Origin of the sequence: Yersinia sp. J1 (assembly GCF_050586585.1) — a bacterium.
In the GTDB taxonomy this organism is placed as follows: Bacteria; Pseudomonadota; Gammaproteobacteria; order Enterobacterales; family Enterobacteriaceae; genus Yersinia; species Yersinia entomophaga.
Genome location: NZ_JBOBDP010000004.1, coordinates 266422 through 280871, shown reverse-complemented (window position 1 = coordinate 280871; position 14450 = coordinate 266422). Strand labels below are relative to the sequence as shown.

The window sequence follows — 14450 nt, the reverse complement described above, 5'->3', positions numbered from 1 at the left end:
GGCGTGATAAATTACGACGAAGCAGTGACATTGTCAATGTATGTAAATATTCCATTAATTATTTTTTCTTATATGGACAAGTCAGGAAAATAGGAGATTCAACTAAGCCATGTCCCTTTTTTTTCGTAGCATTACGCAGAAAACCCGCCGCGTAGCCTTTCCGGCCTTTTTATGCCTGCTGGCTCTTTTGGGCTTGAGTGGATGTAAACCGGCGGATGAAACGCCCAGGATTTCCCCTACGCCCCCAGCCAGCGAAACCAATGGTCAATGGCCCCGCACGGTTCATACCGCCAGAGGCGATGTGCAGCTTGAGAAAGCACCGCGACGCATTGTTTCTACAAGCATTACGATTACTGGTACTTTGCTGGCAATCAAAGCGCCGGTGATTGGTACTGGCGCAACCGTTCCTAACACCACGGTTGCTGACGATCTCGGCTTCTTTACGCAATGGTCAAAAGAGGCCAAAGCGCGCAATCTGGTACCTATGTACCAAACAGAGCCGAATGCAGAAGCGGTGGCCGGTATGAATCCGGATTTGATTATCATTTCAGCTACCGGCGGCGATTCGGCCTTGAAGTTGTACGAGCAGCTTTCAGCCATTGCTCCAACTCTGGTAATGAATTACGACGATAAAAGCTGGCAGGAACTGGCGCTAACGCTGGGTCAGGCAACCGGCCACGAAGCCGATGCAGAGCAAGTAATTAGCGACTTTGCCAAACGTCTGGATCAGGTAAAAAACAGTATTACGCTACCGCCGCAACCGGTTTCAGCCTTTGTGTATCAGGCTGGAGGGCAGACCGCCAACCTGTGGACGGCAAACTCGGCGCAGGGAAAATTATTATTGGAGCTGGGCTTTACGCTAGCCACTGTTCCTGAATCCGTACTGGGTAATACCAGTATGGGACATCGTAAAGATATCATTCAGTTAGGCGGAGAAAAGCTAGCGGAAGGGCTGACCGGCAACACCTTCCTGCTATTTTCTGGCGACAGGCCTGCGATTGAGGCGTTGGAAGCGAATAAGTTTCTCTCCCACCTAGCGCCACTCCAGCAGAACCGCGTTTATGCGATGGGCAACGATACTTTCCGCCTGGATTATTACAGCGCCAGCAATATGTTGCAGCGAATTGAGGGGCTGTTTAAGAAGGATTAGGTTTGATTTTGATCTTAAGAGCGTATTTAAGCTACTGAAGGTTGGAATTGGGTTCAGTTTCGTAAGCCCAGCAGTTCACTGTCTCCTCACTTGCCGTGGAGGCTTCCGAGCAGGGTTGGCGCGAAAGTGGGGTTCTGCGAACGTCCCTCGGGCGCGCTTGTCAGGCAAGCCAGCGCTAGATTCGCCTGCGGGCGTTATCAGGATGCCATCCCATCCTGGCCCTGTGGCTCAAGGCGCGCTTTCAACAGCTGACGGCTGTTCACTCTTGGCCTCATCCCTGCTCGGCCCGCTTCCTGATTGCGCCTGTTGAGTGCAAAACCAGTGTTCTTACGAATCACAATTTGCCTTTCGTTTTTGATAGGGCTTTTGACATTGAGTTTGATTTTTCAGAGCACATTTGAGCGGCTGAGACGATGAGTGAGGGAACCCACTTAGTGGGCAGGCGATACGTGCGGAGGCGCGGATTGTTAAGGCTCGCGCTTACGAGCCTTAACTCGATTGAGGCTGTTGAGGTGAGATATTCACCAATCGAATACCAACCCCTTGCCCCCGCCCCGCGGCCGCTATCACAAGGTAAGCAAACAAAAATTAATTCTCTTTCGTTTCCTCTACACTCATCTTCACGTCCTCTTGCTCAGCACTCCCCATCGAAGCCTGACGCAAAGGCTGGACGCAAACCGCAATAACCGCCCCTAAACCCGCAGCAGCGACCCCATAGGACAACGCAGCTAAAGCCGGTGTCATCAAACGCGCCAGCAAACCTAATCCCAATGCGCCCAAAGACTCACCGGTAACAAACTGCACATTCCACAGACTATTAACTCGCCCCAGTAATGCGTCCGGTGTATGACTTTGAACCAAAGTATATTGCAGCAATCCGCTGATCGAACCCAGATAGCCATACAACAGCAGCCCCGGTAATGCCAGATAGAAATTATTAGTCAAACCCAGCGTTGCGATAGATAAAAATGCCGCTATAGACGCATACATCAACACCAAACCGGGACGGCGAACCTCCGCGACCCAACCGCTAGTAAAGGCTCCGATAGTCGCCCCTAACGGCACTACCGAATACATAATCCCAATCTGCGAGGCACCAACGTGATAAGTATTTTCAGCCAGCGCAGGGAACAGCACGCGAATCGCTCCGACCATGCTTACCAATGTCCCCAACAACACGACCGAGCCAACCACTTTATTGCTCAATACGAAGGAAATACCGCTGGCCAAAGCACGCAGCGGGTGTTCATGCTGCGTCACCGTCGGTTTCATCTGCGGTAAACGCAACAACGGCAGCAGCGTCAGCATCGTACCCGCAGCCGCAATACCGTAGTTCCAACCCACTCCGCCGTAAACAATAATCAGACCGCCAATAGCCGGTGAAAGAATTGACCCCAAACGCACGGTCAGCATACTCAAACCGCCCGCCGCCGCCAGATTTTCACGTCCAACCAGCGATGGCGTAGCCGCCATTAACGCCGTCATGCCCAAAGCGCCGAAAAAACCGTCCCAAGTTGCCAGCACGTACAGCACCCACAGTGAAGGCGTGGCGGCAAAAGCGTTTATACTCAGACCAACAAAACCCAAACCGCAGGTAAAACGAGCGAATAAAATCAAACGACGTCGATCGAGACGATCGGCCAATACACCGCCCAACAGCAGACCAATAAACATGCCCAAGCCATCTAACGTGACGGCTAACCCTACCTGCAGGGTGGAGCCGGTCATCGCCTGGATTTGTACCGGCACCGCAACGGTAAGCATCCCCAAGCCTAATACTGAGATCAGGCGAGCAATAAATACCGCCCGAAAATTTGCATTGTTCTTTAACAGGCTGAAATCCAAAAGAATGGGTGACTTTGCCATGATTATCTAATCCATTAATGTCGACAGAAATGCTGCCGGACATGGCCCTATTGACCGAAAAAAGTGTATTGTCACGCGGATACTCGCAGAATTTTGCTGATGTAATCCAATAATGACTCGTGCTAACATAGCGCAAACAAATAATAATGATAATCAAAACGATAACAATAATCATTTTATTAAAGAAGAATCGTTATGTCCCTTGATAAGACACTCAACATACCCGTTGCGGCTAGCCAATCGGGCCGCTTCTCTAACGACCGTCGTCGTGTATTCGGTTTATTTCTTTGCCTCACTCTACTGCTGATTATCATGGCCTGTAGCCTGATGTTCGGTGCCAAAGCCATTCCTCTAGACGTGGTATGGCGCAGCTTGCTGGGGGAACACAGTGGGCAAGACAGTACCCTGATTTTGGAATCCCGTTTACCTCGCACGCTGATTGGCGTATTGGCCGGAGCGGCTTTGGGGCTTTCGGGCGCAATTATTCAGGCACTGACTCGCAACCCGCTGGCCGATCCTGGTATTCTCGGCGTCAATGCCGGAGCCAGTTTTGCCGTTATTATCGGCATTACCGTTTTTGGGGCTAACGCCATCAGCGGCTATATGATTTTTGCGTTTGTCGGTGCAATGCTTACCACGCTATTGGTTTATTGGGTCGGAACCTTGGGAGCCGGCGGTGTGAATCCGTTGCGCCTGACTTTATCTGGCGTCGCTATTGGCGCGGTTCTCACCGGAATTTCCTCCGGCATCTCTCTGACTCACCCCACGGTTTACGACAGCGTCCGATTCTGGCAAGCAGGCTCGCTGGATATTCGCAATATGTCAGTGGTTACCGCAGTCACGTTGCCGATCGTAGTCGGCACCTTAATCAGTCTATTGCTGGCGCGTCCGTTGAACGCCATGCATATGGGAGAAGATCTGGCGGCAGCTTTAGGTGCGCATATTGGCCGTACTCAATTCTGGTCAGTCGTTGCCGTAACTCTGCTGTGCGGCGCAGCTACCGCAGCCGTCGGCCCTATCGCCTTTGTTGGCCTGATGGTGCCGCATATCGCCCGTTGGTTGGTCGGCCCCAATCAATGCTGGATTCTGCCTTTTACGCTGGTGATGACGCCTATCTTGCTGCTGTTCTCCGATATTGTCGGCCGTTTTCTGGTTCCTGGTGAGCTGCGAGTTTCCATCGTTACCGCCTTTATCGGCGCGCCGCTGTTAATAGGATTAGTACGCCGTAACGCAAGGATGACCGCCCTGTGAAATCAATCACTCAACCTTGGATTATTGGCCACAGTGACGGCCGGATAAATCTGCGCGTGCGTCCACGCAGTTTGTTGACCTGCGCCCTGTTGCTGCTGGCCTGCCTGATATTGGGCGCGCTAGCGTTAACTTTCGGCACGCTAAAACTCTCGACCAATCAGGTGGTTAGCGCTCTGTTTGGTCAGGCCAACGGTTATATCAATACCATCGTCATTCAGTGGCGGCTACCGCGAGCGGTTATGGCGCTAATTTTCGGAGCAGCGCTAGGCATCAGCGGCGCTTTGTTCCAATCGATGATCCGCAACCCTTTGGGTAGCCCTGATATTATTGGTTTTAACTCCGGTGCTTATACTGGCGCACTGGTGGCTATTATTCTGTTCAATGGCAGCTATTTTGAGATTGCCAGCAGCGCCTTAGGCGGCGGTTTGCTTGCCGCTGCGGCAGTGTATTTACTGGCTTACCGTCAGGGAATACAAGGATTCAGGCTAATTATCGTCGGGATTGCGGTCGGTGCAATGCTGACGGCATTTAATACCTGGCTAACCATTACCGCCTCGCTGGAAGCGGCTCTCAGCGCAGCAGCCTGGGGAGCCGGTTCGCTGAACGGCATCACCTGGGCCAAAGCCGCACCTTCGAGCCTATTCATTTTATTGGCTACGATGCTGGTGGCGTTGCTTAGCCGCCGTATTCCGCTGCTAGAAATGGGTGACGATGCCGCCGGCGCCTTGGGCATTCCCGTTGAAAAAACCCGGCTCGGGCTAATGGCAATTGGGGTTATTTTGATGGCAGCGGTCACCGCCGCCGCCGGGCCAATTTCATTTATTGCCCTGGCCGCCCCACAGATTGCCCGCCGCCTGACCGGTACGCCTTCGGTCACGCTCATTCCTTCTGCTTTGATGGGAGCGTTGCTGTTGGCTGCCGCCGATTTGTGCGCCCAGCATCTGTTTTCACCTAATCAGCTACCGGTGGGCGTGGTGACCATCAGCATCGGCGGGCTGTACCTTATTTGGCTTCTAATTCGCGAGTCCCGCCGATCATGAGTAATCTGTATGCTAACCCTGTAAACAACGCCGAAAACCGCCTGCGAGCCAAAGCCGTAACCTTAGGTTACGAAGGGAAGATCATCAGTGAAAACCTGAACGTTTCTATCCCCGACGGCGAATTCACCGTCATTGTCGGTCCAAACGCCTGCGGCAAATCTACCCTACTGCGGGCGCTAAGCCGCTTACTAAAACCTCAGGCTGGCGAGGTAATTCTCGACGGGAAAAATATCGCCCGCTATGACACTAAACATGTGGCTCGCCACCTCGGGCTACTGCCGCAAACCTCACTGGCGCCGGACGGTATCACGGTCATGGATCTGGTCGCCCGAGGTCGTTATCCGCACCAAAAACTGCTCCAGCAGTGGACACAGGCGGACAAACTCGCGGTACTCAAAGCAATGCAGGCCACCGGCGTTAGCGAGCTAGCCGATCGCACGGTTGATGCACTGTCCGGCGGACAGCGTCAGCGGGTCTGGATCGCTATGGTTTTGGCGCAGCAAACACCGCTGTTGCTCTTGGATGAGCCAACCACCTATCTGGATATTGCTCATCAGATTGAATTACTGGAGTTATTCAGCGATCTGAACCGCGAACGCCAGCACACGCTGGTGGCCGTATTGCACGATCTGAACCACGCCTGCCGCTACGCCACCCATATTATTGCCATGCGCGATGGTCAGGTGGTGACAGAAGGCGCACCGCGCGAGGTCATTACCGCTGAGCTGGTGGAAAAAGTATTCGGGATGCCTTGTCTGATTATTGAAGATCCGGTTTCCCATACCCCACTGGTTATTCCCAAGGGGCGAGTGAAGAATAAAGGATAAATAGGTTCATTTGGCGCTGAAATGGCAAAGTTGGGGGCAAAATGGATTCCTATGGGAAATATATTTTTTCCCATAGGCTATTTATACAAATTTTGAGCGTATGTCGCGCATATCATTGATGGAATCCATTTAATTCATGGTAATTATCAATCAGGAAGAACCTATGCCACAGATAACATCAAGCGCCTTCAGTAGCCGACTTGCATTTTTTAACCAACTGAATAATAAACCCGAGACAGAAAGCCGCTCCAGCGGAATGGGAAAACTCTCTCAGAGTTTTACCGGCGTGCGGAATAGCGCCTCGTCTCAATTTTTTCCCCGCCCAAAAACTACCGCTGATCAAACTGACGGCTCTTTCCGTTCCAACCTAAATGTGCGCCAATCCGCTAACGGCGAAGCCCCGGCAGCCCCCATGTCCAAAAGAGTCTCTATTCTGGATGTCATGAAGCTCAAAATGGAAGCAGAAGGGCAACCATTTGACAGTTTTATCAACAAACTTAAGTCGGTAAAAGTGACAGATGCTCCGCCTCCGATTAAACGTCAGGAACTTGCACCTGCGGCTCCGATAGCGGCACCTATTGCTCCAGTGAATGTTAGCTTTCAAAACGGTGTGATTCCTCCGCCTCCGCCGCCTCCGATGTTCTCCGCGCCAGTGAAGGCCAAATATGTCCCAACAGAGATAAAGCCGGCCAGTAAGGAGGATATTGCCAATCTGGCGGCTGCGCAGTTGGCTAAAGTGGCGAAGAAATCAGAACCTAAACACCAGATGCCAGCAGATTTTATGGCAGCATTGCTCGCAAAATTGCCGAAGAAGATTGAATAACCAGTGGCTGAGAAACAACAGAAAAAAGCAGTGACTCACTGATAAATCCTCTGGTTAAAATAGTCGTTAGCTAAAGATAGAAAATATTCAGGCCAGCATATTCGCTGGCCTGATGTTTATGAGTTACGGCAGTCTGTTACGGTTAGCAGTCACGCTTATTTTCCCAAACTGCCGATGTCACTCAGCAATTGGTTTAGCAAGGGACCCAGCACTTTGAGCGTTTCCGGCGACATCATGGTGATATGGGAACAATCAAGCTCAAAAGTACGCAGATTCTTCACATACGGAGCCCAGATCTCTGCCGGTGTTTCACCTTCAGGCTGGGTTTGCGTCGCCACAAACAGCGTGGTTTCGCCGTGATAAACCGCCGTGGTAGCCGCAGATAACAGGCCAACCGAATCGTCATAGTTAGCCTGAATCTGATCGAACATTTTACGCTTTTCTTCCAGCTCATCGCCGGTAGCCGCCATAAATAGCTCACGCTCACGTTCCACTTCAGCCAATGCTTCGGCTTCAATTGGCGCATTCCAGTCCTGAGTTTCAGGCGGGTAAGTATCGAGTAAACCGAGGAATGCCACTTCCTCGCCCTGTTCCTGCAATTTTACCGCCATACCCTGAGCAATGGTGCCGCCCAATGAATAACCCATTAAATGATAAGGCCCCGTAGGCTGAATGCGGCGTAGCGTTGCCAGATGCTGTTCGCACATTTCATCCATGTTGGCGCATTCGGCGATAGCGCCGCCGGGACGCGGCGATTGCAGCCCCAGAACCGGCCATTTACCTGACAGATAACGCGGTAACTGGCTGAACTGCCAAGCAAAACCTGAAGCCGGATGCACACAGAACAATGACGCACCGGAGCCTTGTCGCAATGTCATCACTTCGCCAAAACCGATTTCATTCTGGTTTTGTGACTGTGGCTGGCTCAGCGCCGCTGCCAGACCAGCAACCGTAGAAGCAACCATTACCTGACCCACGGCTACTGGCTGTTTCAATTCACGGCGCAAATCTGCCGCTAAACGCATGGCTAACAGAGAATGGCCACCGGCAGCAAAGAAGTCGGTATCCGCGCCCACGGAATCTACCCCAAGCAGGCTGGCAAACATTTCCGCAATTCGGGTTTCCAATCCTTCAGCCGGAGCTCGCCCGCCGTTATCTGACTGGCTAGCCGGTGCTGGCAAGGCTTTGCGATCCAGCTTTCCGTTGGCGCTGAGTGGGAAGGCCTCCAGACTCACGATAACCACCGGCACCATATGAGCAGGTAAACGCTCAGTTAACGCATTACGCAGGACTTCGGTATCGACTTCCATCTGTCCGGCAGTCGGTACGATATAGCCCACCAGTTGACGGCTGTCGGCACCGGCCAGAACGCCTTCAGACCCGACCAGCGTGCGAGCTACCACCACCGCTTGCTGCACCTGCGGTAATTCCAACAGCGCAGATTCGATCTCACCCAGTTCGATGCGTTGACCGCGAATTTTCAACTGATCGTCGCTACGTCCCAGATATTCCACCTCGCCGTTAGCCAACCAACGGGCAATATCGCCAGTGCGATACATTCGCTGACCGCAATCGAAAGGATCGGCAACGAAGCGGCTGGCGGTCAGATCCGGACGCGCATAGTATCCCTGCGCCAACTGCACGCCGCACAGATAAAGATCGCCCGCCACACCCCCAGGAACCGGTCGCAATAGATGATCGAGAATACGCAGCTCAGTGTTCCATACCGGTTTACCGATCGGCACACTATTGCCAGTGATCCGCGCCAGATCCGCGCCGTAAGCCGGTTGATAAGTGACGTCCACCGCGGCTTCCGTAGGCCCGTACAGATTATGTAACGGCGCAGAGAAACTTTGTTGATACAACTCTGACAGTTCGCGGGAAAGCGCTTCACCACTGCAGAATACCCGACGCAGGCTGGTGCAGGTTCGTCCCTGCCCGCTCATGGCGCTGACAAAAGCAGCCAGCATGGAAGGCACAAAATGAGCGGTTGTCACGTCGTAATCTTCCACGATCGCCCGCAGCGCTTCCGGATCGCGATGAGCCTCCGGCGGAGCCATAACCAATCTGGCTCCAGTAATCATCGGCCAGAAGAACTCCCACACCGATACGTCGAAGCTACAAGGGGTTTTCTGCAATACCACGTCATCACTGCCTAATGGATACTCATTTTGCATCCACAACAGTCGGTTAACGATGGCACCGTGAGAAACCACTACGCCTTTTGGCCGACCGGTCGATCCCGAGGTATAAATCAGATAGGCCGGATGATCGGGGGTGATAGAAGGCGCGACAAAATCCTGCGCCGCAGGCCAAGGCTGAGCTAACCGATCCAGTAATAACAACCCCCCCTGACCGGCGAAGCGCTCCGCCAGATCGCTGAGAGTTATGATTAAGCGTGGCCGGGCGTCCTGGATCATGTAAGCCAAACGATCGTCCGGATAACCGGTATCCAATGGCAAGTAAGCCGCACCAGCTTCCAGTATCGCCATCAGCGATAGACTGAGATCCACCGAGCGTGGTAAGGCGACCGCCACTCGATCGCCGGCGCGCACGCCCTGCCGCTGTAGATGAGCGGCCAACGCGGTCACTTTTTCACGAACCTGTTGATAATTTAGCTGCTGATGGATATCCAATAGCGCCAGATACAGCGGCGTTTCCTGCGCCTGCTGAACCATCAGGTCACACAGCGTCACCGCCGGTAGCGCTACGCCGGTATTATTGATTTCGGCTAGCAGGGCTTTCTCATCCGGCGTTTGCAGATCCAGCGCTGACACCGGTAATTCCGGCTGATAAACCAGATATTCCAGCAACATAACCAAACGTTGTGCCACCCGCTGTGGATCTTGTACCACATCGCGATATTCCAACTGCAACTGCAGTTTTTCCCCCGGTAGCGCCAGCAGCGCCAACGGATAGTGTGTATAGCCACGGTTATTTAGACCGGCGCAACGCAGGCCGTGGAATGCCTGTTGATGTAACTTACTGTTTTCAGGATAGTTCTCTACGACTAACAGCGTATCAAACAGCGTGTTAGCACCGGCCAGGCGCTGAATTTCCCCCAACCCGAGCCCATCATGCTCCAACAGCTGAATTTGCTGCTGTTGCAACGCGTTTAGTTGCGCGAGTAATGGCAGATTTGGCTGTAATTTAACTCTGACCGGAATGGTATTACTGAACAAACCTATATGTTGCTCAATACCTTCCACTTCCGCATAGCGGCCGGATACCGGCGAACCGAATACCACATCGTTGCGGCCACTCAGTGCGCCCAGTAAAGTCCCCCAAACCCCTTGTAACAGGGTGTTCAGCGTCAAACCTTCCCGACGCAGCAAAGCGACCAATCCCGCCGTCAGCTCGCAGCCTAACTCCACAGCCAACTCCCGAACCGGACCTGATGAGTTAGCTTCAGGGTAAAGAATCGAGGGCGTTGCGCCCAGCATCGCCTGTTGCCAGATCTGACGATCCTGCTGAAGATCTCGCTGCGTCATTTGATTGATTAGCGAACCGTAGCTAACTTTCAGTGGTGCCAACGGCAGATTGCCGTAAGCATGCAGTAGATCATGCAGCATGATCGAAGATGACCAGCCGTCACCGATCAGGTGATGAGCAACCAGGATCAATGCGTGACGATCGGCGGTATAGCGCACCAGTACCGCTTCCAATAACGGACACGGGCTGGCGGCGATCAAATCTTTCGCGAGCAAGCTACGTTCCAGATTATGGAACTCCACGGCCTGCCGATCCGCCGTCATTTCTGACAGATCCAGCACTCGCCACGGCACATTCATTTGAGTTGTATCGATCGTCGGCAGAATTTGCAGCGGCTCACTGTGCAATTCAGTGTCAAAGATCGCCGCCAACTGTGGATAGCGAACCAGCAACAGCTCCAACGCGCCGCGCAGGCGGTCAGCATCCAACGGCCCTTCCAGCTCAAAACGGCTCATTGCGTTGTAGTTATTCGCCTCACGACCTAGCTGGGCGTGGAACAGCAAACCTTGTTGCAGCGGCAATACTGGCAGCACCGCGCTGACAGCACCGTATTTCTCCGTGACCGCGGCCATTACCGTGTCTGGCAGTTTACCTTCTGCCGTCGGTTTACCCGGTGCCCTCTCGCCCATAGGCTGCAACGCCTGCGCCATTCGCGCCGGAGTGCGTTGAGAGAAAATATCTCGCGGACGCAATTGATAACCTTGCCGGCGCAGTGCCGTACCCAACGCCATAGCGGAAATACTATCGCCGCCCAGTGCGAAGAAATCATCATCCGCGCCAACCTGTTCCAACCCCAGCAGATCGGCCGTGGCCTGACAAATCAGAGTTTCTTCTGGCGTTTGCGGTGCACGGCTAATTTGCTGCACCGCGCGTTCCGGTGCAGGCAGCGCCTGACGATCGATTTTACCGTTTACCGTTAGCGGCAACTCATTTAACACCACCAACACCGCTGGCACCATATAGTCTGGCAGGGTCGCGGCAAGCTGTTCCAGTAACTGGCTGGAAAGCTGCGGATTAGCATTCAGATCCGCATCTGGTACCGAGCAATAGCCGATTAAACGGTGGGTAGCTCCAATAGCTTCGGCAATCACCACCGCCGTGCTGACCTGCGGCAATGCCACCAGCGCATTTTCCACTTCTCCTAATTCGACGCGGAAGCCACGCACTTTAATCTGGTGGTCAATACGGCCAACGAAATCAAGCTGTCCCTCCGGCGTCCAGCGCATTAAGTCGCCGCTGCGGTACATCACCTCTCCCTCACGGAAAGGATTCGCCACAAAGCGCGCCGCCGTCAGATCCGGGCGGCGCAGGTAGCCGCGCGCCAAACCGGCACCGGCGATATACAACTCACCCATCACGCCAACCGGCACTCTCTCTAACTTGTTGTTCAGCAGATACACTTCGGTATTAGCGACTGGTCGGCCAATAACTGGCTGATCGGAAACTCGCGTACTGGTTCCCAAGGTGTCAATGGTGTATTCCGATGGCCCATAATAGTTATGAACGTTTAATTCCGGATGTTGCTTAAGCAGATTCCACAGGCGCGGCGTGGCCGCTTCTCCACCGATCATAATGAAGGCCGGACGATGACGCCCGTTTTCCAGCAGACCACTGTCGATCATTTGAGAGAAGAATGACGGCGTGATATCCATTGTATCTATGGGTATCTCATCCATCATTTGCACCAATGAATAAGCGTCGCGGCGCATTTCTTCGTCGAAGATATACAGCTCACAGCCGATCATCATCCAGAACAAGGGTTCCCAGGAGGAATCGAAGGAAAACGACGCAGTGTGTCCGGCACGCATCCGGCGGCGATGCTGCCGAGCAAATTCCGCCATTGCCGGGCCGTATAAATTATCGGCATGCGCCACCAGCAGATTGAGCAGGCCGCCATGGGTGCTCATCACCCCTTTTGGTCGTCCCGTGGAGCCAGAAGTGTAAATAATATAAGCCAGATGCGCACCACTGAGCGCTTCACGCCGTTCGGCGTCAACGACAGGTTGAGTCGGTAATGCCGCACATTCGCTGCGGAAAACCTCGTCATCCAGGCTTAACGTCACAGCGAGTTGCGGCAATTGCTCACGGATGCTGTTATGAGTTAATAACAGGCAAGGACGCGCGTCATCGCACATCAATTCCAGTCGATCCAGCGGATAGTCCAGATCAAGCGGCATATAGGCCGCGCCGCTCGCCAACACCCCTAAAATAGCCACCAGAGAATCGACCGAACGTGGCAAACCTATCGCAACCACATCGTCAGCACCGACGCCGCGAGCAATCAGCGCCCGCGCCAATTGCGCTACTCTAACCGAAAGTTGCTGATAACTAAGACGATGCTCGCCGCAGGCTACCGCGCAATCCTCCGGCTGCTGGGTAACGCGAGAATGGAAAATATCCAGTACCGAAACCGCACGGGCAGGCATGGAAATCGCCGGTCCGTTGGCCCATTGAACGATAGCCGCCAGTTCCTGCGGATCGATCAATGACAGTTGCCCGATCGCCACATTTGGCTGGCGAGCGATCTGTTGGATCAAATATTGAATACGCTGAGCGTGTAAACGCAGGCTGGCCATATCGTAGCGCGCCGGATTAGCGGTTAACTCAACGCTAAGCTGACCTTCATCCAGATACAGGTTGAACTCCAAATCCTCCACCGGCCCAGAAGCCATTTGATGAGTGATCCCATCAATACCGGCAAAATTCAGCTGATATTCAAACAGTTTGAAATTAATGGTTGGGCCATACAAATCCTGCCCTGCACCAACCATTCCGAGATCGCGCCGCAGTTGATCGGCTTCGTAACGCTGGTGGCGTCGCAGCGTTTTCAGCTCTAGAGCCAGATTACGCGCGACTTCGGCCAGAGTGAGATCGTCGCGCATTTTCGCCTGTAGCGGCAGCACGTTGACCACCGGCCCCAGCGCGCCAATAGCCACAGAACCCATTCGGCGCATAAATGGAAAACCGACGGAAAGATGCTGTTGCCCGCTCATACGATACAAATAGCTCATCACCAAGGCAATCGCCATATCCGCCGCAGATAGACGCTGCGATTTTACCGCTTCAGTAATGGCCGAAAATTGGGGGATATCAGTGGAGAAGTGGTAGCGCAGCGGCAAAGGAGAGAGATTCTGTTCGCCGCTGTTTTTCCCAGAGGAAGACAGACAAACCGGCACCGGCAGCTCCGCCGCGTGCTGTAACCAGAACTCACGATCCTTAGCTTCCGCTTCCGACCCTTGATAGGCCAGATATTCGGCCACCACTTCGCTAAAAGCGGTAAACGGATTTTCACCTGCGGGCAATCCAGACACCAGCGCAGTATAGATCTCAGCTATACGTCGCGTTAATGCGGTAAAACTAAAGCCATCCACCATTAAATGATGATAACGCTGATACCACAACCAGCGCTCTTCGCCTTCAGGCCGATCTTTCGCCGGACTCACTCGGAATAACAGATGGCGATAACCCGGAACATTCGCAGATTCAGGACGATCCGCTCCCAAAAGATCCGCTTCCATCAAAACCTGAGCGGCGAGGGCGGCATCGTCTCTATCTCGCCAATCCAATATTTCCGCAGGCGCGATCTGCTTAGGATCGATGGCCTGAGGAATCCACTGTACCGGCCCGTTATCACCCGTGCCAAAGCGGGCGTGGACAATATCGGCCTCGGCCAGTCCCTGACGGAGCGCGGCTTGAAAATGTGCCACATCGAGATGACCACGGAGTTCGATATAATGCGCGACAGCGTAAGCGTTATTTTGGACCGCGATCTGATCGGCAAACCAGATACCCGGTTGAGCTGCGACCAGCGGTAATTCGCTTTCGTTCGCGGCCGAAAAAGTTAGGGTTAAAGCCTCTGACACGGCAACAATTCCTTATTTGGCAAGTATCAAGAATCCGGTTACTCCGGCGTCTGTCCATCGGTCATGCTGGGCTATCTCATTCGGCGCAGCCTGTCAGCGGTTACGCATCTACAGCGCGAAAAAACCGCCTGACAAAGC

7 protein-coding genes are annotated in these 14450 nt (G+C 53.5%); 5 read left to right on the top strand and 2 right to left on the bottom strand.

Going from position 1 to position 14450, the window contains the following annotated elements:
• The first annotated feature begins 109 nt into the window (after positions 1-109).
• Positions 110-1150 carry a Fe2+-enterobactin ABC transporter substrate-binding protein gene (fepB, locus tag ACQ4OC_RS09685; protein ID WP_064515108.1) on the top strand — a complete coding sequence of 347 codons (1041 nt, stop codon included), beginning with the start codon at positions 110-112 and terminating at the stop codon, positions 1148-1150.
• 588 nt (positions 1151-1738) lie between these two features.
• On the opposite strand, the gene entS is transcribed toward fepB, so the two are convergent.
• The gene (gene entS / locus ACQ4OC_RS09680; RefSeq protein WP_120805782.1) at positions 1739-3016 is read right to left on the bottom strand and encodes an enterobactin transporter EntS; all 1278 of its coding nucleotides are present in this window, start codon (positions 3014-3016) and stop codon (positions 1739-1741) included.
• A 195-nt stretch (positions 3017-3211) separates the two neighbouring features.
• On the opposite strand from entS, the gene fepD reads away from it, so the two are divergent.
• The 4 genes from fepD (at position 3212) to ACQ4OC_RS09660 (ending at position 6957) form a co-directional block, all read left to right on the top strand.
• On the top strand, positions 3212-4267 hold the full coding sequence (gene fepD / locus ACQ4OC_RS09675; protein ID WP_084414320.1) for a Fe(3+)-siderophore ABC transporter permease: 1056 nt from the start codon (positions 3212-3214) through the stop codon (positions 4265-4267).
• On the top strand, positions 4264-5307 hold the full coding sequence (fepG, locus tag ACQ4OC_RS09670; RefSeq protein WP_064515113.1) for an iron-enterobactin ABC transporter permease: 1044 nt from the start codon (positions 4264-4266) through the stop codon (positions 5305-5307). The genes fepD and fepG overlap by 4 nt, the downstream gene beginning before the upstream one ends.
• Entirely contained in the window at positions 5304-6134 is an 831-nt protein-coding gene (locus ACQ4OC_RS09665) for an ABC transporter ATP-binding protein (RefSeq protein WP_430971129.1), read from the top strand. Before fepG ends, ACQ4OC_RS09665 begins: the two co-directional genes overlap by 4 nt.
• A 163-nt stretch (positions 6135-6297) precedes the next feature.
• Positions 6298-6957, top strand: coding sequence for a hypothetical protein (locus tag ACQ4OC_RS09660; protein ID WP_064515117.1), 660 nt, complete (start codon positions 6298-6300; stop codon positions 6955-6957).
• 155 nt (positions 6958-7112) lie between these two features.
• On the opposite strand, the gene ACQ4OC_RS09655 is transcribed toward ACQ4OC_RS09660, so the two are convergent.
• Positions 7113-14312 (bottom strand): amino acid adenylation domain-containing protein, encoded by a 7200-nt coding sequence (locus tag ACQ4OC_RS09655; RefSeq protein ID WP_430971128.1) that lies wholly within the window; start codon positions 14310-14312, stop codon positions 7113-7115.
• Positions 14313-14450: the final 138 nt, after the last annotated feature.